20 protein-coding genes are annotated in these 20,412 nt (G+C 74.0%); 12 read left to right on the forward strand and 8 right to left on the reverse strand.

Features of this window, described 5'->3' with window-relative positions; all coding sequences use genetic code 11:
• Both H6X67_RS11875 and H6X67_RS07885 read left to right on the forward strand, forming a co-directional pair.
• On the forward strand, nucleotides 1–2,227 hold a 2,227-nt coding region (locus H6X67_RS11875), incomplete at its 5' end, for an FtsK/SpoIIIE domain-containing protein (protein ID WP_283251357.1).
• 265 nt (nucleotides 2,228–2,492) lie between these two features.
• Nucleotides 2,493–2,741 carry a WhiB family transcriptional regulator gene (locus H6X67_RS07885; protein ID WP_249369912.1) on the forward strand — a complete coding sequence of 83 codons (249 nt, stop codon included), beginning with the start codon at nucleotides 2,493–2,495 and terminating at the stop codon, nucleotides 2,739–2,741.
• Nucleotides 2,742–2,822: 81 nt separating this feature from the next.
• Here the strand turns inward: H6X67_RS07885 and H6X67_RS07890 are convergent, their stop codons facing one another.
• Entirely contained in the window at nucleotides 2,823–4,283 is a 1,461-nt protein-coding gene (locus H6X67_RS07890; protein WP_249369914.1) for a sensor histidine kinase, read from the reverse strand.
• Nucleotides 4,284–4,318: 35 nt separating this feature from the next.
• On the opposite strand from H6X67_RS07890, the gene H6X67_RS07895 reads away from it, so the two are divergent.
• The 6 genes from H6X67_RS07895 (at nucleotide 4,319) to H6X67_RS07920 (ending at nucleotide 8,973) form a co-directional block, all read left to right on the forward strand.
• On the forward strand, nucleotides 4,319–4,816 hold the full coding sequence (locus tag H6X67_RS07895) for a DUF2505 domain-containing protein (protein WP_249375612.1): 498 nt from the start codon (nucleotides 4,319–4,321) through the stop codon (nucleotides 4,814–4,816).
• Between the two features lie 112 nt (nucleotides 4,817–4,928).
• Nucleotides 4,929–5,381 carry an OsmC family protein gene (locus H6X67_RS07900; protein ID WP_249369888.1) on the forward strand — a complete coding sequence of 151 codons (453 nt, stop codon included), beginning with the start codon at nucleotides 4,929–4,931 and terminating at the stop codon, nucleotides 5,379–5,381.
• 62 nt (nucleotides 5,382–5,443) lie between these two features.
• Nucleotides 5,444–6,118 carry a hypothetical protein gene (locus tag H6X67_RS07905; protein WP_249369890.1) on the forward strand — a complete coding sequence of 225 codons (675 nt, stop codon included), beginning with the start codon at nucleotides 5,444–5,446 and terminating at the stop codon, nucleotides 6,116–6,118.
• Nucleotides 6,119–6,130: 12 nt separating this feature from the next.
• Nucleotides 6,131–6,991 carry a thymidylate synthase gene (locus H6X67_RS07910; RefSeq protein ID WP_283251358.1) on the forward strand — a complete coding sequence of 287 codons (861 nt, stop codon included), beginning with the start codon at nucleotides 6,131–6,133 and terminating at the stop codon, nucleotides 6,989–6,991.
• Nucleotides 6,988–7,617 carry a dihydrofolate reductase gene (locus H6X67_RS07915; protein ID WP_249369891.1) on the forward strand — a complete coding sequence of 210 codons (630 nt, stop codon included), beginning with the start codon at nucleotides 6,988–6,990 and terminating at the stop codon, nucleotides 7,615–7,617. The genes H6X67_RS07910 and H6X67_RS07915 overlap by 4 nt, the downstream gene beginning before the upstream one ends.
• Before the next feature lie 9 nt (nucleotides 7,618–7,626).
• Nucleotides 7,627–8,973 carry an MFS transporter gene (locus tag H6X67_RS07920; protein WP_249435497.1) on the forward strand — a complete coding sequence of 449 codons (1,347 nt, stop codon included), beginning with the start codon at nucleotides 7,627–7,629 and terminating at the stop codon, nucleotides 8,971–8,973.
• 29 nt (nucleotides 8,974–9,002) lie between these two features.
• Here the strand turns inward: H6X67_RS07920 and H6X67_RS07925 are convergent, their stop codons facing one another.
• From H6X67_RS07925 to H6X67_RS07940, 4 genes are read right to left on the reverse strand one after another with little or no spacing between them, the layout of a single operon-like run.
• Entirely contained in the window at nucleotides 9,003–9,932 is a 930-nt protein-coding gene (locus H6X67_RS07925) for an ABC transporter substrate-binding protein (RefSeq protein WP_249368416.1), read from the reverse strand.
• Entirely contained in the window at nucleotides 9,929–10,606 is a 678-nt protein-coding gene (locus tag H6X67_RS07930) for an ABC transporter permease (RefSeq protein ID WP_249368415.1), read from the reverse strand. The genes H6X67_RS07925 and H6X67_RS07930 overlap by 4 nt, the downstream gene beginning before the upstream one ends.
• A complete protein-coding gene (locus tag H6X67_RS07935; RefSeq protein WP_249368414.1) occupies nucleotides 10,603–11,283 on the reverse strand; it encodes an ABC transporter permease in 681 nt (226 codons plus the stop codon). Before H6X67_RS07935 ends, H6X67_RS07930 begins: the two co-directional genes overlap by 4 nt.
• Nucleotides 11,280–12,200: an ABC transporter ATP-binding protein gene (locus tag H6X67_RS07940; RefSeq protein WP_249375382.1), complete on the reverse strand. Its 921-nt coding sequence runs from the start codon at nucleotides 12,198–12,200 to the stop codon at nucleotides 11,280–11,282. The genes H6X67_RS07935 and H6X67_RS07940 overlap by 4 nt, the downstream gene beginning before the upstream one ends.
• 90 nt (nucleotides 12,201–12,290) lie before the next feature.
• On the opposite strand from H6X67_RS07940, the gene H6X67_RS07945 reads away from it, so the two are divergent.
• Both H6X67_RS07945 and H6X67_RS07950 read left to right on the forward strand, forming a co-directional pair.
• Nucleotides 12,291–12,839, forward strand: a complete 549-nt coding sequence (locus tag H6X67_RS07945) for a PadR family transcriptional regulator (RefSeq protein WP_249368412.1) — start codon at nucleotides 12,291–12,293, stop codon at nucleotides 12,837–12,839.
• Between the two features lie 63 nt (nucleotides 12,840–12,902).
• On the forward strand, nucleotides 12,903–13,913 hold the full coding sequence (locus H6X67_RS07950) for a zinc-binding dehydrogenase (RefSeq protein ID WP_249368411.1): 1,011 nt from the start codon (nucleotides 12,903–12,905) through the stop codon (nucleotides 13,911–13,913).
• A gap of 24 nt (nucleotides 13,914–13,937) precedes the next feature.
• Here the strand turns inward: H6X67_RS07950 and nhaA are convergent, their stop codons facing one another.
• The gene (nhaA, locus tag H6X67_RS07955) at nucleotides 13,938–15,899 is read right to left on the reverse strand and encodes a Na+/H+ antiporter NhaA (RefSeq protein WP_249368410.1); all 1,962 of its coding nucleotides are present in this window, start codon (nucleotides 15,897–15,899) and stop codon (nucleotides 13,938–13,940) included.
• A gap of 260 nt (nucleotides 15,900–16,159) precedes the next feature.
• Between nhaA and H6X67_RS07960 the strand changes: the two genes are divergently transcribed.
• Nucleotides 16,160–17,224, forward strand: coding sequence for an NAD(P)-dependent alcohol dehydrogenase (locus tag H6X67_RS07960; protein WP_249368409.1), 1,065 nt, complete (start codon nucleotides 16,160–16,162; stop codon nucleotides 17,222–17,224).
• Nucleotides 17,225–17,255: 31 nt separating this feature from the next.
• On the opposite strand, the gene H6X67_RS07965 is transcribed toward H6X67_RS07960, so the two are convergent.
• Nucleotides 17,256–17,918, reverse strand: coding sequence for a VOC family protein (locus H6X67_RS07965; protein WP_306468467.1), 663 nt, complete (start codon nucleotides 17,916–17,918; stop codon nucleotides 17,256–17,258).
• Between the two features lie 138 nt (nucleotides 17,919–18,056).
• Here H6X67_RS07965 and H6X67_RS07970 point away from each other — a divergent pair, with 138 nt between their 5' ends.
• Complete coding sequence (locus tag H6X67_RS07970) at nucleotides 18,057–18,824, forward strand: DeoR/GlpR family DNA-binding transcription regulator (protein WP_249368408.1); 768 nt, start codon at nucleotides 18,057–18,059, stop codon at nucleotides 18,822–18,824.
• 5 nt (nucleotides 18,825–18,829) lie between these two features.
• Here H6X67_RS07970 and H6X67_RS07975 read toward each other — a convergent pair whose 3' ends face one another.
• Entirely contained in the window at nucleotides 18,830–20,266 is a 1,437-nt protein-coding gene (locus tag H6X67_RS07975) for an amidase (RefSeq protein WP_249368407.1), read from the reverse strand.
• Nucleotides 20,267–20,412 lie beyond the last annotated feature (146 nt).

The following is a 20,412-nucleotide window of genomic DNA, read 5'->3' on the forward strand; positions in this document are numbered from 1 at the left end:
CGTGCGCGCCGTCCCGGGCGCGCACGGGTGGGGGCGTGACGCCCGCCGGCTGTCGCCCACGTGGTGGCAGGCGGTGGCCCGGATGGCCGGTACGGGCCGGTCGGTCGGGATGAGCGGCAGCCGGGCGGACGACGGGCGGGCCCTGCCCCGTCGCGCGGGCCTGGAGGAGGTCCTGGGTGAGATCGACCGCGAGCGCGTGCGCAGGACCTGGCGCCGGCCCGCACCGGGGCTGGAGGCGGTGCTCGGGGTCGGTGCCGACGGCCCGGTCCGCGCCGACCTCGTGGCCGACGGTCCCCACGCCCTCCTGGCGGGCACGACGGGCGCGGGCAAGTCGGAGCTGCTGACCTCGTGGCTCCTGCAGCTGGCGGCCGGGCACCCGCCGCACCGGCTCTCACTCGTCCTCATCGACTACAAGGGGGGTGCCGCCTTCGGGCGCCTGACCCGGCTGCCTCACACGGCCGGTGTCCTCACCGACCTCGACCACGCAATGACCTCGCGTGCGCTGTCCTCGCTCGGCGCCGAGGTGCGCCGCCGTGAGAGGGTCCTGGCCCGCCATGGCGCGGCGGACCTCGAGGCGGTGGCCGAGGACGAGCGCCCGGCCCGGCTGCTCATCGTCGTCGACGAGTTCGCGGCGCTGGCCACCAGCCACCCGGAAGTCCTTGACACGCTCATCCGGGTGGCCTCCCAGGGGCGCAGCCTGGGCATCCACCTGGTGCTCGCCACACAGCGGCCGGCGGGGGTCGTGAGCGCGGCCGTGCGGGCGAACACGGCGCTGAGGGTGTGCCTGCGGGTGCTCGACGGCGCGGACTCGCGCGACGTGCTCGGGCACGAGGAGGCCGCCCGCCTGGACCCCGCGCCCGGGCGCCTGCTCGTGGCCGGCTCCCGTCGCGAGGGGCCCCTCCAGGCCCTGTACGCGGGTGAGGGCGGGCAGGTGGCCGGGCTCGTGGAGGAGCTGCGCGCCGCCGCCGCAGGGTTCCCGGGGGCCTGGCGCCCCTGGGCACCGCCGCTGCCGGCACGGGTGACGCGTGCTGAGGCCCGTGCGTGCGCGCAGGCCGGGCCGGGGGTGCTGCTGGCCGTCACGGACCTGCCGGAGGAGCAGGCGCGGGGCACCTGGTCCTGGGACCCCGGCGAGGCCCTGCTCGTCCTGGGGGCGGCGGGCTCCGGGCGCAGCACCGCGGTGGCGAGCGCCGCCGTCGGGGCGCTGGCGGCCGGCCGCGACGTGCACGTGTGCGGACTGCCCGGCTCCTGGGTGAGGCGGTTGGATGCCTCGGCGGGCCTGGGCACCGTCGTCAGCACGGAGGACCCTCGTCGGCTGGTGCGCCTGTGGTCCCTCGCGGCGGCGGGGGCGCTGGGCGGGGTGCTCGTCCTGGACGGGGTGGAGGAGCTCGTCGCAGCGGTGGAGGAGGTGCTCGGCCCGGCTGAGGGCACCGCGCTGCTCGACGCGGTGCGGCGCGGCTGCGCCCTGTCCGGCACGGGTCTGGTGGTCTCGGCCTCGCTCGGCGCCTCGGGGGCGCGGTGGGCGCTGCCCCTGCGCACGCGCATCGTCCTGGGGGCCGATGATGCCGCCCGTGCGGCGGTGGCGGGGCTGGAGCGGGGGCGCCTGTGCGGGCGGGGGCCGGGGCGCGGACTGCTGCTGGGTGGGCGGGCGGTGCTCGACTGCCAGGTGGTCCTGGCGGAGGAGGGCGAGGCGGGCCCGGGCGTGACGGCGGGGTCGCGCCCGGCGCCGTTGCGTCTGGCGCCCCTGCCGCTGTCGGCGGCCCCGCGTCCCGGGGTGTGGGCCATCGGCGGTGACGACGCGGCGCCCCTGGCGGTGCCCGACGGGCCGGTGCTCGTCGTCGGGCCCCACGGCTCGGGGCGGACGACGGCGCTGCGCTCCCTGTCGCGGGCGCTGCTCGAGTCCACGGGCGAGGAGGCGCTCGTCGTCGACGACCTCGACCTGGCGGGTCCGCCCGGGCTCGCCCCCGTCTGCGAGGCGCTGGCGCAGGGGGCTCGGGTGCTGGCCTCGGCGACGACGGAGCGGGCGGCGGGCGCCTACCGCGGAGCCCTGGCGGACCTGCGGGCGCGGGCCGCGGTGGTGGTCCTGTGGCCCTGCCTCGGGCCCGCGGCGCAGGCGGCGGGGATGAGCGTGCGGGCGGCCTGCGACCCCAGGCACCCGACGACGCCGGGGCGCGGGGTCCTGGTCTCGCGGGGTGAGGTGACGGCGCTGCAGGTCGCTGCGGGGCCGTGAGCGGGCGCCGGCTCCCACCGGAAGGTCTGACCTCCGGGGGCGCACACGGTCAGGGGCGGCAACGTCAAGGATCCGGGCCTGTGAGGATCGCGATACGGGCTCGGCGCAGGTCTCATGCCGCAGCCCTTGCCCCTCCCCAGGCAGCGTGTGAGGGTTGGCCCAGGACGCGGTTGACTGATGTCCACCTCCGCACCGGCTCGGCCGGTCGCCGTCGAGGAGCACCGGGAGGGACCGCACGCATCACCACCCTTGGAAGGGAGCCCTCATGGACTGGCGCAGCCAGGCAGCATGTCTCACGGTCGACCCCGAGCTCTTCTTCCCGGTCGGCAACACGGGTCCCGCCATCGCCCAGATCGCAGAGGCCAAGCAGGTGTGCGCGCGCTGCGACGTCGTGGACACCTGTCTCAAGTGGGCCCTCGAGAACGGCCAGGACGCCGGCGTCTGGGGCGGTATGAGCGAGGACGAGCGCCGCTCCCTCAAGCGCCGCGCCGCGCGCGCCCGCCGCTCCTCCTGAGCGGCCCGCTGCGGGCCGGCACCGGCCCGCGCCGCCGTGCCGGCGGGCGCCGTCGGCACCGTCCGCCTGAGGGGCTCCTCCTCAGGACTCCTTCAGGCGCGCACGGACGATGACCTCCGTGCCGCGCCCCGACTCGCCGGGGCGCCAGTCGATCGACCCGCGCAGCTCACCGCGCACGAGCGTGCGCACGATCTGCGTGCCCAGCCCCGTGAGGATCGTGCCCTCCTCGAGGCCCTGGCCGTCGTCGATCACCCGCACCTCCAGGTCCTCGCCCTCCCGGTGGGCCCGCACCGTCACCAGCCCGTCACGGTCCTCCAGGCCGTGCTCGACCGCGTTGGTCACCAGCTCGGCCAGCACCGTCGCCAGCGCCTGGGCCGTGTCCGCGTCCACCGTGCCGAAGGTGCCCTCCAGGCGTGTGGCCACGTCGCCGCGGGCGCGGGCCACGGTCGCGGCGGCCCGCAGGATCGACTCGAAGACCTCGTCGAAGTCGACCCTCTCGTCGACGTTGTGGCTCAGGGCCTCGTGCACCGTCGCGATCGTCGCCACGCGGCGCTCGGCCTCGGCCAGGGCCTCGCGCGTCTCGTCGTTCGTCGCCCGGCGCGCCTGCATGCGCAGCAGGGCCGAGACCGTCTGGAGGTTGTTCTTCACCCGGTGGTGCACCTCGCGGATCGTCGCGTCCTTGTTGAGGAGCACCTGCTCGCGTCGTCGGATCTCCGTCACGTCGCGCACGAGGAGCACCGCGCCGGCCCTCTCGCCCGCGTCCGTCAGGGGGATGGAGCGGATGGCGAGGAAGACGCCGGCGACCTCGACCTCGGTGAGCCAGGCCTGGCGCCCCATGAGCACCACGGCCATCGCCTCGTCGACCGGCGTCCTCTCCGGGATGATCGAGGTGACCGCCTCGACGAGCTGGACGCCGTCGAGCTCGTCGGCGATGCCCAGGTGCCGGAAGCAGGAGTGGGCGTTCGGGGTGGCGAAGAGGACGACGCCGTCGGTGTCCAGGCTCACGACGCCGTCGGCCACCCGCGGGGTGCCGTGACGCAGGACCGTCCCGGCGCCCCGGATCGGGAAGGCGCCCTCGGCGACCATCTGGCACAGCCGGTCCGCCATCTCCCCCAGGACCGTGTCCCTGTGGCGCCCGCCCCGCATGAGGCCCACCGAGGTCTCGCGCGTCATGACGGCGATGGCCGACCCGTCACGGACGACCGGCACGTACTCCTCGCGCACGGCGAAGGAGCCGGTCCACAGGGGCGTGGCGGCCACGAGCGTCTGGCCGGAGGCGAGGGCCTCGATGGCCATGACCTCGCGGGAGGCCGGCATGCGGTGGCCGATGACCTCCTCGAGGTGGACGGTCGAGCCCGTCGAGGGGCGCTGGTGGGCGACCGCGACGAAGCGGCCTGTCTCGGAGCGCACCCACAGGACGAGGTCGGAGACGGACATGTCGGCGATGACCTGCCAGTCGGCGATGAGCTGGTGGGTCCAGTCGCGGTCCGCGTCCGGCAGCAGGGACAGGACGCGGTGCGAGGCGGCGGCGGAGGAGGGCACCGTCTGATCGTACTGACGCGTGGCAGGATCGCCGCATGAGGAAGACCGTCACCATCACCTACCCCACCGACCCCGCCACCGTGGCGACCATGCTCGCCGACCCCGCCTTCCAGCGCGGCCGCGTGGCCCGGCTGGGCCTGGACGGCCTGGGGGTCGACGTCGCCGCACGCGGTGAGGGCCTGGTCGTCACCGTGTCCGGCACGGTGCCCGCCGACAGGCTGCCCTCGGCGGCCCGCCGCCTCGTGCGCGGACCCCTGTCGCTGACCCTGACCGAGTCCTGGGGTGAGCCGGGGGCGGGGGGCCGTCGGGAGGGGCGCGTGAGCGCCGAGGTCGGCGGAGCCCCGGTGCGCCTGGCGGCCACCGGGTCGATGCGCTCCGACGACGGCGCCCGCACCACCGTCGTGCTCGACCTCAGCCTCGACGTCACGGTCCCTCTCGTGGGGCGGGCCCTGGAGGACAGGGCGATGGGCTACGTGGACACCGTCGTCACGGATGAGCAGGAGCGTGCCGCCGCCTGGCTGGCGGCTCACTGACCCGGCCGGGGCCGGCGCGGGCCCACCGCGACGTTGCGCCGTGCGCGCACGCCCCGCGCCCGGGCGGGCTCGCGCCTGGATTCCCGTCAGCGGCTCGTGCCACGATCAGCCCATGAGTGACGACGCCATCATCACCCCCACCGAGTCCAACTCCGCCTGGGCCGAGCGCACAGGCACCCGCCAGTACCTCGGGCACAACGCGCGCGGAGCCGAGGTGCGCGTGGGCATGGGCCCCGGCGAGTTCTCCCCCGGCGAGCTGCTCAAGATCGCCCTGGCGACCTGCAACACGCTCTCCGCGGACCACCGCCTGGCCAATGCCCTGGGTGAGGACTTCGAGGCCAACGTCATCTGCGCGACCCTGAAGAACGAGGAGGAGGAGCGCTACTCGGCCCTGGACGTCCAGGTCGTCACCGACCTGTCCGGGCTCACCGGCGACCAGCTCGCCACGCTCACCCAGCGGGTCGAGGCCGCCATCGAGCGCGGCTGCACCGTGGGCCACACCCTCGACAAGGGGGCCGAGGTCCGCCTGCACCTGCTGGACGACCGCCCCGAGGACGTGGACTGAGGCGTCCGCCGCTCCTCCCCACCACGCACCAGCACCCGTAGACGCACGGACCAGGAGTGAGTATGAGCCAGACGCGAGCCTCCGCCCTCGAGCGCGCCCTCGACAAGGCGATCGCCGTGCCCGCGCGCAGCATCGATGACAACGTCGCCCGGATGCGGCGCGACCGTCCCGGAGCGGACACGGCCGAGCTCGTCGAGCTCGCGGCCGAGCGCTTCCGCACCGAGTCCGGCCTGACCTCGGCCACGGTGGGGGCCAGCGCGGCCCTGCCCGCGGTCGGCACGGGCACGGCCGCCGCCCTCACCGTGGGGCAGACCACCGTCTTCCTCGCCAGTGCCGTCAAGTACGTCCTCACCGTCGCCGAGCTGCAGGGCCTGCGCCTGGTGACGCCCGAGAGGCGTCGCGCCCTGGTCCTGTCCGCCCTCATGGGGCGTGACGGCTCCGAGGCGATCCAGGGCTCGCTCGGGCTGTCCACCCTGTACTGGGCGGCGCAGTCGCTGGCGCAGATGCCGCTGCCGACGGTGCGCTCCCTCAACGCGCAGCTCGTCAAGCGCCTGGCCAGGAGGAGCGCCGTCAAGGGAGGGGCCCTCGCCCTGGGCCGGCTCATCCCCTTCGGCATCGGTGCCGCCATCGGCTGGAGCGGTGGGCGGGCCCTGGCCAACCAGGTCATTGAGGGCGCCCGTGCCGCCCTCGGCCCCGCGCCCGACGAGGTCGTGGTGCACGAGGTCATCGAGGCCTGAGGGGACAGGACCATGACCGTTGACCGTCACCCCAGCCTGGCCGAGATGGGGCTGGCCGCTCCCGAGGGCGTCGACGTCGCCTACGAGGAGCTGCTGGCCGAGGTCCTCCTGCACGGCGCCGCCAAGGGCGACCGCACCGGGACCGGGACCCGCTCGCTCTTCGCCCGCCAGCTGCGCTACGACCTGAGCCGGGGCTTCCCCCGCGTGACGACGAAGTTCGTGGCGATGAGGGCCGTCAAGGGCGAGCTGCTGTGGTTCCTCCAGGGCGCGACGAACGTGCGCTGGCTGCAGGAGCGGGGCATCACCATCTGGGACGAGTGGGCCGACGACGACGGCGAGCTCGGTCCCGTCTACGGCTCGCAGTGGCGCTCCTGGCCGGCACGCGACGACGGCGCCATCGACCAGGTCACCGCGCTCGTCGAGACGCTGCGGCGGGACCCGGACTCGCGACGCATGCTCGTCTCCGCCTGGAACGTCTCCGAGCTCGACCGCATGGCGCTGGCCCCCTGCCACGCCTTCTTCCAGTGCTACGTCGCCGACGGGCGCCTGAGCCTGCAGGTCTACCAGCGCAGCGCCGACCTCTTCCTCGGCGTGCCCTTCAACATCGCCTCCTACGCCCTGCTCACGCACATGCTCGCCCAGCAGGCCGGCCTGGAGCCCGGCGAGCTCGTGTGGACCGGCGGGGACTGCCACATCTACGACAACCACGTCGAGCAGGTCCGCGAGCAGCTCTCACGCGTGCCCCGGGCCCACCCCTTCCCGACCCTGCGCCTGGCGCCGGCCGGCTCCATCGACGCCTACACGATGGAGGACATCGACGCCTCCGACGGCTACCGGCACCACCCGGCGATCAAGGCGCCGGTGGCCGTATGAGCTCGCCGCCTCCGCCACCGGCACCGGTGCGCGTGGCAGCGGTCTGGGCGCAGGACCGTGCCGGTGTCATCGGCGCGGACGGCGCCATGCTCTGGCGCGTGCCCGCCGACTTCCGCCACTTCAAGGCGGCGACCACAGGCGGCGTCGTCCTCATGGGCCGCACCACCTGGGACTCCCTGGGCACCTGCCTGCCGGGGCGTGTGAGCGTGGTCCTCACGCGCCGCGAGCGCTGGGGGGCCGAGGGCGTGTCCTGCGCCGTGCCGACGCTCGCCGAGGGTCTCCGGCGCGGCCGTGAGCTCGCTGCCGGGCTGGGCGAGGACCCCCGCCAGGGCCTCTACCGCGTGCTGCCGCGCCTGTGGGTCATCGGCGGCGGCTGTGTCTACCACCAGGCCCTGGAGGCCGGTGTGCTGGACGAGGTCCTCGTCTCCATCATCGACGTCGACGCCGCCGAGACGGCCCGCGCGCGGGGCCTCGGCCGGGACCACCTGGTCCGTGTCCCCGACCTCACGGCCGGCGCCGGGCCGGGGCGGTGGACCGCGGACGGTCCCCTGACGGACGTCCCCGGCGCCTGGCGGCCCGTCTCCGGGGACGCCGCCTGGCGCGTGGACCACTACCGGCGTCGGTAGGATCCCCCGGTGCCCCCGACCTCCCGCCCCGGCGGCCCCGCCCCCGGCCGCTCCCCCATCATCTCCCACCCCACGCTCAGGGCCCTGCTCGCCGCGTGCCTGTTCGTCTACGTCGCGCAGAACATGCTCAACGCGTCGATCGCGCCCCTGGCGCGCGCCCTCGGTCTGGCCGAGTGGATCGTGGGCCTGGCGATCTCCTCCGCCGCCCTGTTCGTCACGACCCTGTCGCAGTTCTGGGGGCGCAGGTCCGTCGCCTGGGGCAGGCGCCGCGTCATGCTCACGGCCCTGAGCCTGGCGCTGGTCGCCGGCACGCTGTTCGCCCTCGCCGTCGCGCTGCGCTCGGCGGGGGTGCTGGGCGTGGGGGCGGCGGCCGCAGTCATCGTCGTCGCCCGCGGCCCCTTCTTCGGCGCCGCGGTCTCCGCGATCCCGCCGACCGGTCAGACCCTCATCGCCAAGATCACCCCGGACGAGAGGAGCCGGGTCGCGGGCATGAGCGCCTTCTCGGGGTCCATCCAGCTGTCCATCGTCGTCGGCTCGCTGCTGTCGAGCCTGTTGGGAAGCTGGTCGATCCTGGCCCCCGTGTGGGCCACCCCCGTCTGCGTCGCCCTCGCCTTCGTCATCGGCTGGGCGGGGATCCCGCGCGACCGTCCCCGTCGTCCCGGCCAGGCCGGTGAGCCGGCCGGGGAGGCCCGCGTGGGGGCCGGGGTCCGGCAGGTGGAGGGAGGGGCCGCGCCCCTGACGGCCGAGGAGGGCCCGGACCGGGGCCCGCGCGCGGTGCTGCCGCCGCGGCTGTCCTGGGGCGACCGGCGGGTGCTGCCCTGGATCGGCTCCGCCTTCGGCATGTTCTTCGCCGCGGGCGTCGTCCAGATCATCATCGGCTTCGTCGTGCAGGACCGGCTGGGCGTCCCACCGCAGAGAGCGGTGCCGCTGACGGCGGTCATGCTGCTGGCCAACGCGGCCGGGGCCATGCTCTCCCAGCTTCTCATCGTGCCGCGGCTGGGCTGGCCGCCCCGGCGCCTGATGCGGGTGGGTGTGAGCGGGGCCCTCGTCTGCCTCGCGGTCCTGTCGCTCGCGCCCACGCTGTGGCTCATGGCGGCGGCGACCTTCTGCATCGGCCTGGCCAACGGGCTGGTCGCGCCGGGTTACAGCGCGGGCGGCTCGCTGGCGGTGAGGGACGAGGAGCAGGGCGCGGTCGCGGGCGTGCTCAACGCGTCGGCGTCGCTCACCTGGATCTTCGCGCCGGTGACGGCGACGGCCCTGTACGGCTGGCACCCGGCCGCGCCCTTCGTCCTGGCCCTGGCGGTCCTTGCGGTCAGCGCTGTGACGGCGTGGACGGCCCGGGCGCTGCGCGCCTGAGGCCGGGGCGGACCTGCGGGCTCAGAGTCTCAGCCGACCATGTCCTGGGCGCTGAGCCAGTCGGCCGCGATCCTCGCCGCGTCCAGCCCCTCGGAGGTCGAGCGCTTGTTGAGCGCCCGCAGCTCGGAGGTGGTGAGGGATGCCTGGACCAGCTCGATCGTCGTGCGCACCACGGGGGGCAGGCCCTCGGCGGCGACGGGAACGACGTGCTGCGGCAGGATGAGGCCCTTGGGGTCCTCCAGGACGACGAGGCCGTTGTCCTCGATAGCGGGGTCCGAGGTGTAGATGTCCGCGACATCGACGTCGCCGTCGAGCAGGGCCTTGACGGTGAGCGGGCCGCCGGAGTCCTCGACCGGTGTCACCTCGGCGTCGACGCCGTACACCCGTTTGAGGCCCTGCGGGCCGTAGGGGCGGGTCGCGAACTCGGAGTTGGCGGCCACCTTGACGGTGCGGCCCAGGCTCGCCAGGTCCGCGACGGTGACCAGGCCGTGCTCCTGGGCGAGGGCGGCGGTGACCGTGTAGGAGTCCTGGTCGGTGGCCTCGGCGTAGCGGTAGACGGTCAGGCCCTCGGGCAGCGCCTCCTCGAGGGCGGCGTGGAGGGCGTCGGCGTCGGTGGCGGAGGCGTCGCCGTCGAGGTGCTGCAGGAGGTTGCCGGTGTACTCGGGGATGACGTGGAGGGCGCCGGAGGCCAGCTCGGGCATGTAGATCTCGCGCTGGCCGATCTGGAACTGGCGGTCCACGCCCAGGCCCGCGTGCTCGATGGCCTGGGCGTAGACCTCGGCGATGATCTCGTTGGAGTAGTACTGCTGCGAGCCGATGACGATCGTCGTGAGGGTGCTGTTGTCACCTCCCTCGGCCGGGGCCCCGGACAGCGGGTCGGAGGAGGAGCAGGCGGCCAGGACGGTGGCGGCGGCGAGCGTGCCCGCGCCGGTGAGCAGTGAGCGGCGTGTGAGGTTCATCGGGCGTCCTTTCGGGGACGGGAGCCCGCCGGCACGGCGAGCCTGTGGAGGGGGGCGAAGACGATCTCGCTGACCAGGGCCAGGGCGATGACGAGCAGCGCGGAGGCGAGCATCATCGGGTAGTCCTGCGTCTTGAGGCCGAGGAACATGAGCCGTCCCAACCCGCCCGCACCCGTGTAGGCGGCGAGCGTGGCGGTGGCGATGACCTGCAGGACGGCTGCTCGCAGCCCGCCGACGAGCAGCGGGGCGCCGAGCGGGACCTCCACTCGGGCCAGGACCTGCAGCTCGGTCATGCCCGCGGCGCGGGCGGCGTCCACGGCGCGGCGGTCGGCGGACTCGACGCCCGCGTAGGCGCCGGCCAGGACGCTGGGCAGGGCGAGGACGGCGAAGGCGAGCAGGGGTGCGGTCAGTCCGATGCCCAGCCAGAGGCCGAGGGCGGTGACCAGGCCCAGGGTCGGCAGGGCGCGGGCCGCTCCCGAGAAGGCGGCGACGGCGTCGCGGCCCCGGCCGCTGTGCCCGACGGCCCAGCCGAGCGGCACGCCGACGGCGGCGGCGAGGAGCACGCCCAGGAGGGAGTAGGTGACGTGCTCGGTGAGCAGGTGGGCGATGCCGAGCGGGCCGGACCAGCTGGCGGGGTCCGCGATGTAGGCGAGAGCGGCGAGCAGGTGCCTCATGCGGTGGCCTCCTCGGTCTCGGCGCCGCTGGGGGCGCGGCTGGGCCGGCGCCGGGTCCACGGCATGAGGAGGCGGCCGACGGCGACGGCGAGCAGGTCGAGGACGAGGGCGAGGGCGACGGTGAGGACCAGGCCGCTGAGGACCTCGCTCCAGAGGCCGCGCTGGAAGCCGTCGGTGAAGAGGAAGCCGAGGCTGCGCACGCCCAGCACCGCGCCGACGGTGGTGAGCGAGATCGTCGAGACGGTCACGACGCGCAGGCCGGCCAGGAGGGCCGGGCCCGCGAGGGGCAGCTCGACGGTGAGGAAGCGCCTCTCGAAGCCCATGCCCATGGCGGTGGCGGCGTCGAGCGGGCCACGGTCGACGGACTCGAGGGCCTCGACGGCGGCGGGGACCATGAGGGCGAGGCCGTAGAGGGTGAGGGCGACGATGACGTTGAGGGTGTCGCGCACGCCGGTGCCGATGAGCAGGGGCAGGACGATGAACAGGGCGAGGGAGGGGACGGCGTAGAGCAGTGAGGAGCCGGTGACGAGCAGGCGGCGCACGGGACGCGACAGGCGGGCCAGCCGGGCTGCCGGGACGGCGAGGAGGAAGGTGGCGATGATGGCGGGAACGGCCTGGGTCAGGTGCGCGAGCGTGTACTGGCCGAGCAGCGGCAGGTTCGCGAGGACCCAGGTCATGAGCGCGCTCCGGTCCCGGGGTCCTGGGCGGCGCCCGTGCCGCCGGCGGCGGCCGGTCCCGTGCGGCCGCACCGGGCGTCGGTGGCGTCGGCGACCTGGCGCAGCCGGTGGGCACGGGCGTCGTCGTCGAGACCGAGGAAGCGCACGACGAAGTCGTCGGCGGGGGCCTGGAGCAGGTCGGTGCCGGTGCCGCGCTGGGAGACCTGGGCACCCTCGCGCAGGAGGATGATGTCGTCGCCGAGGGCCAGGGCCTCGTCGACGTCGTGGGTGACGAAGACGATGGTCTTGGCCAGCCCGGCCTGGATGCGCCACAGCTCGCGCTGGAGCTCACGGCGCACGAGGGGGTCGACGGCCCCGAAGGGCTCGTCCATGAGCAGGACGCCGGGGTCGGAGGCGAGGGCGCGGGCGACTCCGACGCGCTGGGCCTGGCCTCCGGAGAGCTCGTGGGGGTAGCGGTCGGCGAGCGTGCTGGCCAGGCCGAGCATGTCCATGAGCTCGGCGGCGCGCTGGCGGGCGGTGGCGCGGGGGACGCCGTCGAGCCGGGGGACGAGGGTGATGTTGTCGATGACGCTGCGGTGCGGCAGGAGGCCGGCGTTCTGCATGACGTAGCCGATGGAGCGGCGCAGGGTGACGGCGTTGCGCTCGGCGACGTCCGCGCCGTCGAGCAGGACCCGTCCCGAGGTGGGGGCGACCATGTGGTTGACCATGCGCAGGAGGGTGGTCTTGCCGCACCCGGAGGAGCCGAGCAGGACGGTGACGTGACCGGCTGCGAGGGTGGCGGTGAAGCCGTCCACGGCGGGGGCGGCGGTGCCACGGTAGCGCTTGGTGACGGCCTCGAAGGTGAGCTCCGGGGCGCGGCGGGGGCTCGTGCTGCTGGTGCCGGGGCGCGCGGAGGAGTGCTCCGTCGGAGTGGTCATGGGGGGACCTTCCTATCGGTGACGACCTCCACCATAGTGCACCCATATCTTTTATGTCGATTCGATGTAAATGTGGGGTAGCATGAGGCCGTGCTCGACCTCCAGATCCTCGGTCTGCTCGACGACGGCCCCCTCCACGGCTACGAGATCCGCCGACGCCTCCTCGACCTCTCCGGCCCCGGCACCCGGCTGTCCGACGGCACCCTCTACCCCGCGCTCGCACGGCTCGAGCGCGGGGGCCTGGTGACCCGCAGCCAGGACGCCGGAGCCCGCGGCCGGTCCCGGCAGGTCCTCACCCTCACGGACGTGGGCCGCGAGCGCCTGCACACCCTCCTGCGCGACGTCAGCGGCGCGGACGTCGAGTCCATGCCCCGCTTCATGACGGTGCTCGCCTTCCTCTCCCACCTGCCGGACGCCAGTGAGCGCGAGGCCGTCCTCAGGCGGCGACTGGCCGCCATGGAGAGGGCCCCCGCCTTCTTCACCGACGACGGCGTCCCCCGGCGGCTGGCCCAGGAGAAAGACCCCTACCGGCGGGGCATGCTCCTCACCGCCCGCGCCGCCCGCCAGGCCGAGCTCGCCTGGCTGCGCGAGCAGCTGGAAGGGGCCCAGCACCCCGACCAGGGCCGCCCAGCCGCCTGAGGCCGCGCCATCGGCGGCCGACCACCGCAGCACCCACCCCACACACCACCAGGAGCCCTTCCCATGAGCACCGCGCCCGAGACGACGCCCCGGACGATGAGGGCCGCGGTCCTCACGGCCCCCGGCCTCGACAACCTCACCGTCACCGACCTGCCCCTGCCCGAGCCCGGGCCCGGACAGGTCCGCATCAAGGTCATGGCCTTCGGCCTCAACCGCTCCGAGTACCACTCGGTGACCGGGCAGGCCGGTGGCATGAGCCACCCGCGCGTGCTGGGCATCGAGGCGAGCGGCGTCATCGACCTCGACCCCGAGGGCGTGTGGGCCCCCGGGCAGCAGGTCGCCACGATGATGGGCGGGATGGGGCGGGCCTTCGACGGCGGCTACGCCCAGTACACCGTCGTGCCGCGCGAGCAGGTCCTCGCCTTCGCCTCCACCCTGCCGTGGGAGGTCATCGGCTCGGTCCCCGAGACGCTCCAGACCGCCTACGGCTCGCTCACCACCGGCCTGGGCCTGGCCGGCCCCGGGGGCAGCGGCACCGTCCTGGTGCGCGGCGGCACGAGCGCCCTGGGGCTCGCGGCCTCGGCGCTGGCCCGCGACTGGGGCTACGACGTCATCGCCACCTCACGGCGGCAGGCGGGTCTCGACCTGCTCACCTCGCGGGGCGTGAGGGCCCTGCTCGACGACGGCGAGGTCGCCGCGCGGGTGCGTGAGATCGTCCCGGAGGGCGTCGTCGGCGCCCTGGAGCTGGTGGGGGTGCCCACGCTGCGCGACACGATCGCGTCCACGGCGGTCCACGGCGTCGTCTGCTTCAGCGGGATGCTGTCCGACTCGTGGACGATCCCGGAGTTCTACCCGATGGACTGGCTGCCCAACGGGGTGAGGCTGACCGCCTACTCCGGGCAGTCGAGCGACCTGCCGGCCACCGAGCTGCAGCGGGTCCTGGACCGCGTCGGAGCCGGCGCGCTCGACCTCCTGCCGGTACGCGCCTACCCGCTGGACGAGATCGTCCAGGCCCACCGGGACATGGCCTCGGGGGCCCACAGCGGCAAGCTGGTCGGCCTGCCCTGGGCCTGATCCTCATCCCGGTCAGCCGACCGCCTAGGCGGAGGCTCCACTGCCGACGGCGCGCACCCCGGTGACCGCCTCGCCCGGACCGTCACCGTGAGGCGGCCGGGACGCGCGCTCCTGCTCGGCCCTCGCAACAGCCTCCGAGAGGGTCCAGCGGTTGAACAAGCCGTGCAGGCGTCGTCCGTTGAGATAGAGCACGGGCTCCCCCGGCTCCTCGGTCAATCCGTCCACCTCCAGGCTGTCGCGCAGGACCTTGGGCTCGTCAACAGCGCTGCTCAGACGCTCCCACATGGCGTGGGCGTCCAGCCCGACCTCACGGGAGGCACGGGTGAGCGACTTCTCGGTCACCCGGCCGCGCAGGCTCGCGATCGCGTCGTGAAGCGGGAACAGGAGCACCTGCCCGTCTGTGGCCTCCTGCTCCTGGTGCCATGCCGCCTCCAGAGCCAGGGCCGCCAGCAGGGAGTCGGGCCCTGTCACCTTGTGCCGCAGGACCATCACCAGCTGCCCGGAGGACACCAGGGGCTGGATGCCCCACAGGGCCTCGACGAGGCGCCAGCGCCCCTCGTAGGTCATGTCCGCGTAGTTGACGAGCACATTAGGAGCGTCCGGGGCCCCGTAGATGAGATCCGTCTCGACGTCCATGGCTCTGGCCAGGGTCTCGCCCCGGTCCTCGGGCAGGGGCCAGAAGCGGTCGCCCAGGCGGAAGATGATCGTAGCCAGTCCCAGCGCGAGGAGAGAGGCGCAGAGCACCCCGATGCGCGCCTGGTCTCGGGCCACCTCATCGTCAAGGGCAAGCCCCGCCACCAGCAGCGAAATGGTGAAGCCCATTCCAGACAGCGCGCCCAGCCCGAGCATCCGCGGCATGTCCAGCCCGGCCACTCGCGATCCGGGCACCAGGCGCCAGACCAGTCCGGCGGCAAGAGAGACCCCGACGAGCTTGCCCACCACCAGGCCGCCGATGACCGCCCACATGATGCGCGAGGACGCCGCCGCGTTGAGGGCCTGACCGGACAGGACCACGCCGGCGTTGGCCAGGGCGAACAGCGGCACCACCGCGTAGTTGACGTACGGCGGCAGCAGGAAGGACAGGCGTTGGTTGAGCGGCATCGAGTAGGACAGCGCCTCACGCAGGACGGCCGCGGTGCCCGGGGCGGGGGCCTGGCGGAACAGGCTGGCGACCTCCACCGCGGCGTCGACGTCGCGGGGGCGCACGCTGTAGACAGGCATGAGCAGGGCGATCAGCACACCGGCCAGGGTCGCGTGCACACCGGCACGGTAGAGGGCGTACCAGATCGCGATGCCGAGCAGCAGGTAGGGAGGTACCCTCCACACACCCCGACGGGCCATCAGCCAGACCCCGGTAAGCCCGACCAGCGCCAGGGACAGGGCCACGAGGTTGAGCTCCGAGGAGTAGAAGACGGCGATCACCAGCAGCGCGCCGATATCGTCAATGACCGCGAAGGCCAGCAGGAACGCCTTGAGGCGTGGAGCGCGACGGGGGCCGATGAGTGCGAGCATGCCGATGGCGAAGGCCGTGTCGGTGGAGATCACGGTGCCCCAGGCATGGGCACCATCGGCACCGCCGATCAGCAGCAGGTACAGCAGGCTCGGGACGACGAGCCCACCGACCGCAGCGGCTGCCGGCAGCAGGGCGCGTCCCGGAAGCCGCATCTCCCCCAGCGCGAGGTCGCGACGCACGTCGAGGCCGACCATGAAGAAGAAGACGGTCATGAGGCCCTCATCAACCCAGCCGTGAAGGCTGAGCTCGACCGTGAACGACCCCAGCGCGATGGCGGCGGGCGTGTCCCAGAAGGCGTGGTAGCCCTCCCCCACGTTCGCCCACACCAGTGCCGCCAGGGTGGACACAGCCAAGGCGATGGCGGCGTAGGTCTCGTTGGTGTGCAGGTCGTGGCGCCGGCGACGCCACCGCAGGTACTCATCAACCTTGTCGGTCCGGAGTGCTTGCCTGAGTGTGTCGGCAGGGTGACTCATAGATGGCTCCTGGTCATGACATGTCGTCTCGGTGCGGTCCGCCCAGAGGCACCGCAAGCAACCCTAACCACGGACCCCTACACGCACACGCCTTTTCACACGAGGCAGCGCGGTCCTGGCTCAACCCGGTAGGCGCGCGGTCACATGCGATGTCGCCGCAGATCCCGGGCGAGATCCCCACGTGGCCGTGACGTCGCCCGCCCTCCGCTGGGACAATGGGCCGCACCACCGCACCGCCTCGTGAGCCCCAGGAGCACCCCATGCCCGATGTCCTCGCCTACGCCGCCGACGACGCCACCACCCAGTTCCACCGCACCACCATCATGGTCCCCGAGCCGGGGCCCAAGGACATCTACTTCGAGGTCCGCTACGCCGGCATCTGCCACTCCGACATCCACACCGCCCGCGGCGAGTGGGGCCCGACCTCCTACCCCATCGTCCCCGGGCACGAGATCGCCGGCGTCGTGACCCGCGTCGGCGCCGAGGTCACCAGGTACAAGGTCGGGGACAGGGTCGGCGTCGGCTGCATGGTCAACGCCTGCGGGCGCTGCGGGTACTGCACCACGGGCTACGAGCAGTTCTGCGCCGGCGACCCCGACGGAGAGGGCCTGCCGGGCACCCTGTGGACCTACGGCCCCGACGCCGAGGGCGAGCCCACCGCGGGCGGCTACGCCCAGGGCTTCACCGTGAGCGAGGACTTCGCCTGCCGCATCCCCGAGTCCATCCCCTTCGAGGCCGCGGCGCCGCTGCTGTGCGCGGGCATCACCACCTACTCGCCCCTCAAGCGCTACGGCGCGGGACCGGGCAGGCGCGTGGCCGTCGTCGGCATGGGAGGCCTGGGGCACATGGCGGTGCAGATCTCCGCCGCCATGGGCGCCGAGACCACCGTCATCTCGCACGGGCGCTCCAAGGAGGCCGACGCGCGCAGGTTCGGGGCCACGGCCTTCTACGCGACGAGCGAGGAGGGCGCGCTCGAGTCACTGCACGGGTCCTTCGACCTCATCATCTGCACGGTCAGCGCCAGCGACCTCGACTACACGGGGCTCATCCGCACGCTGCGGCCCTTCGGCACCCTCGTGGACGTCGGCCTGCCCGAGCACCCCTCGAGCGTCCACCTGGCGGCGCTGTGCGACGGCAACAAGGCCCTGGCCGGCTCCCAGATCGGCGGCATCGCCGAGACCCAGGAGATGCTGGACTTCTGCGCCGAGCACGGCCTGGCGCCCCAGGTGGAGGTCATCGGCGGCGAGGAGATCACCCGCGCCTACGACGACGTCGTGGGCTCACGGGTGCGCTACCGCTACGTCATCGACACCTCGACCTTCTGAGGCCGAGGAGGTGGCGCTGCGGACCACCGCGTCAGGAGGCGGCACCCCGCAGCGCCACCTCCTCGGGGTAGTCCCCGGCGACGACCTCGACGCGGTTGCCGTCGGGGTCCAGGAGGACGGCCTCGTAGTAGCCGTCCCCCGTCACCCTCGGCCCGTCGACCACGGGCACGCCGGCCTCAGCCAGGTGCCGGACGAGGGCGTCGACCCGGGGCCGCGAGGGCAGGGCGAAGGACAGGTGGGCCCAGCCCAGCAGCTCGACGGCCGTCGCGGTCGTGACGTCGGGACGGGTCATGAGCTCCAGACGCGCACCCCGGGGCCCGCCCCCGGCACGTGGCAGGTCCCCGAACCTCAGGATGCAGGTGCGCAGGCCGGTGCGCGGGTTGTGGTACTCGCCGTTGGGGCGGCCGTCGAACCAGTGGCGGTAGAAGTCGCGGGACGCCGCGAGGTCGGCCACCCACAGCGCGACGTGGTCGATGCGCGGTGCGGCGGGGCCGGGGGCGCCGACCGTGGGCGGGGCTCCGGTCATCTCCGTCATCTCAGTCATCGAGGCTCCGGCGAGCACGCGGCGCAGGTAGTCGCCGCGCTCGCCGTCCCTGACGCTGAGCACCGCACGGGACGTCCTGACGAGCCAGGCGTCGCAGGCGGCCGAGAGAAGGGCCAGGGAGGTGGTGGCGCGAGCGAACACGGTGATCATCTCCTGAATTCGTTGAGTTCAAGGCTTTTCATGGGTGCATTCACGGGCGATGACTCAACAGTAGTGAGCATATGATCATCAGATAGGATCATGTCGGAGAAAGATGATCATCCTGGCCATCCACCATGAGGAGGTGCCGTGCCCACCCGCACCGACCGAGAGCGGCAGATCCTGCGAGCCCTGTCCCCGACGACGCCGCTGAGCGTCCACGCCCTGACGCGCCTGACGGGCGTCTCAGGTGTCACCATCCGTCGGGACCTGGCGGCGCTGGCGGCGGACGGGCTGGTGACCCGCGTGCACGGGGGCGCCCTGAGGGCGCCACTGCGCGGATCGCCCCAGCCGATCAGCCTGCGCCGCGGCGAGGACCTGGAGGCCAAGCGCGTGCTGGCGCGAGCCACGGCGGACATGATCGAGGAGGGCCAGAGCCTCATCATCGACAACGGCACCACCTGCGAGCTGGTGGCCCATGAGCTCGTGGGCCGCAGGATCCGGGTCCTGTGCCTGTCGGTGGCTGCCGCCGCCGTCCTGGCCTCCAGCCCGGGACCCGTGGTCACCGTGCCCGGGGGCGTCGTCCAGACGGACACCCTGGCCATGCTGACGTCCACCGCCGTCGACGCGGTGCGGCGCTTCAGGGCCGACGTCGGCGTGCTGGGCGCCTGCGCCGCCTCACCGTCCGGCGGCCTGACCTGCGTGGAGGACGACGACGCCGCCCTCAAGGCCGCCATCATCGCCTCCAGCGCGCGGTGCCTCATGCCCGCCACCGCGCGCAAGCTCACCCGCTCCTCCACCTACCGCTTCGGCGGGCTGAGCGACCTCGACACCCTGCTGACGACCAGCGACGTCGACGGCGACGTCGTGGCGCAGCTGCGTCAAGCGGGCCTCGCCGTCGAGCTCCACGAGGCGTGAGGCCCTCAGCGCTCGGCGGCCTCCAGCTGGGCGACGGCGGCCAGGAGCAGGTCCTCGCGCCCCATGCGCGCCACCAGCTGAGCGCCGACCGGCACGCCCGTGAGCGACAGGCCCGCGGGCACCGAGACGCAGGGGTGGCCGGTGACGTTGAGCAGCGCCGTGTTGCCGATGATGTCCGCGGAGGCCAGCAGCGAGGCCAGCCACCCCCGGCCCGCGAAGTCGTGGGCGCCGCAGGGCAGCTGCGTGAGCGTGGGCAGGAGGATGAGGTCGGCGCTGCCGAAGGCCTCCTCGAGCCGCCAGGCGAGGTCGAGCTGGTGGCGGCGCGCGGCGCGGACCGCGCGCCCGGGCAGCAGGGAGCCCAGGCTGGCGGTGCGGCGGGTGCGCGCTGTGAGCCGGTCGGGGTGCTGGACCTGGGTGGACTCCTCGTGCATGCCGGCTGCGTACAGCGTGAGGAAGGTGGGGGTCGGGTTGGGCCAGCGCACGCGACCGGCCCGCACGTCGTGGCCCAGGGCCGCCAGCCGCTCAGCGAGAGCGGCGACGGCCGCCTCGACCTCCGGGTCCGGTGGCGCCCCCAGGACCTGGTTGCTGGCGTGCAGGACGCGCAGCGGGCGGCTCGCCCCGGTGGTGGCCTCGGCGACGACCTCGGTGTAGGCCCGCTCGGGAGCGTCCAGGGTCCACAGGTCGCCCTCGACGTTGCCGCGGATGACGTCCAGGACGAGGGCGGCGTCGACGGCGTCACGGGTGATCGCCCCAAAGGTCACCATGCCTTGCCACGCCTGCGCCAGCGGGGCCTGGGAGACCCGGCCACGGCTCGGCTTGAGCCCGACGACGCCGCAGGCCGAGGCGGGGATCCTCACCGATCCCCCGCCGTCGGAGCCCATGCCGACGGGGACGATGCCGGTGGCGACGGCGATGGCGGAGCCGGAGGAGGAGCCTCCGGGTGAGCGGGTGGTGTCCCAGGGGTTGAGGGCGGTGCCGTGGTGCTCGGACTCGCCGACGGGCCACTGCCCGAACTCCGGCATGAGGGTGCGGCCGATGACGACCGCCCCGGCACGGCGCAGGCGGGCGATGACCTCGGCGTCGCCGGTCTCGGGTGAGGAGTTGCCCCGCCCGCCGAGGCTCATGACGTGGCCGGCCTCGGGGTACTCCTCCTTGACGGCCACCGGCACGCCGGCGAGGGGCCCGACGGCCTGCCCGGCGGCGAGGGCGTCGTCGATGGCGTCGGCCTGGGCCCGGGCGGCCGCGTGACGCAGCTCGGTGAAGGCGTGCAGGACGGGGTTGAGGGCGTCGGCACGGGCGAGGGCGCCGTCGACGACGGCGCGGGCGCTCGTGCGCCCTGCACGCAGGTCCGCGACGATGGAGGCGGCGGAGGTCAGCGGGGCAGGCAGGGTGGCAAGGGTCTCGGCGCTGAGGCCGGGGACCTGGGTGAGGTCGGCAGTCACGGTGACATGGTCGCACCCGGCTGTTCGCGTCCTCGCAACAGAGGGGCAGCTCGTCCGCCGCGGTGCCTCACGGCCCGGCTCGCCGTAGTGCGCAGGACGCCCGCCCGCCCCAGGTGGTTGCCGGGGCGGGCGGGCGTCGTCGTCAG

The organism is Actinomyces sp. AC-20-1, assembly GCF_023369555.1.
Taxonomy (GTDB): Bacteria; Actinomycetota; Actinomycetes; order Actinomycetales; family Actinomycetaceae; genus Actinomyces.

Bases quoted from the DNA above. Each gene is read 5' to 3' on its own strand.
- H6X67_RS07915 (WP_249369891.1), top strand. From the start codon at position 6,988: ATGAGCTCGCCGCCTCCGCCACCGGCACCGGTGCGCGTGGCAGCGGTC.
- H6X67_RS07900 (WP_249369888.1), top strand. From the start codon at position 4,929: ATGAGTGACGACGCCATCATCACCCCCACCGAGTCCAACTCCGCCTGG.
- H6X67_RS07895 (WP_249375612.1), top strand. From the start codon at position 4,319: ATGAGGAAGACCGTCACCATCACCTACCCCACCGACCCCGCCACCGTG.
- H6X67_RS07905 (WP_249369890.1), top strand. From the start codon at position 5,444: ATGAGCCAGACGCGAGCCTCCGCCCTCGAGCGCGCCCTCGACAAGGCG.
- H6X67_RS07965 (WP_306468467.1), bottom strand. From the start codon at position 17,918: ATGATCACCGTGTTCGCTCGCGCCACCACCTCCCTGGCCCTTCTCTCG.
- nhaA (WP_249368410.1), bottom strand. From the start codon at position 15,899: ATGAGTCACCCTGCCGACACACTCAGGCAAGCACTCCGGACCGACAAG.
- H6X67_RS07930 (WP_249368415.1), bottom strand. From the start codon at position 10,606: ATGAGGCACCTGCTCGCCGCTCTCGCCTACATCGCGGACCCCGCCAGC.
- H6X67_RS07925 (WP_249368416.1), bottom strand. From the start codon at position 9,932: ATGAACCTCACACGCCGCTCACTGCTCACCGGCGCGGGCACGCTCGCC.
- H6X67_RS07950 (WP_249368411.1), top strand. From the start codon at position 12,903: ATGAGCACCGCGCCCGAGACGACGCCCCGGACGATGAGGGCCGCGGTC.
- H6X67_RS07960 (WP_249368409.1), top strand. From the start codon at position 16,160: ATGCCCGATGTCCTCGCCTACGCCGCCGACGACGCCACCACCCAGTTC.
- H6X67_RS07910 (WP_283251358.1), top strand. From the start codon at position 6,131: ATGACCGTTGACCGTCACCCCAGCCTGGCCGAGATGGGGCTGGCCGCT.
- H6X67_RS07935 (WP_249368414.1), bottom strand. From the start codon at position 11,283: ATGACCTGGGTCCTCGCGAACCTGCCGCTGCTCGGCCAGTACACGCTC.
- H6X67_RS07940 (WP_249375382.1), bottom strand. From the start codon at position 12,200: ATGACCACTCCGACGGAGCACTCCTCCGCGCGCCCCGGCACCAGCAGC.
- H6X67_RS07885 (WP_249369912.1), top strand. From the start codon at position 2,493: ATGGACTGGCGCAGCCAGGCAGCATGTCTCACGGTCGACCCCGAGCTC.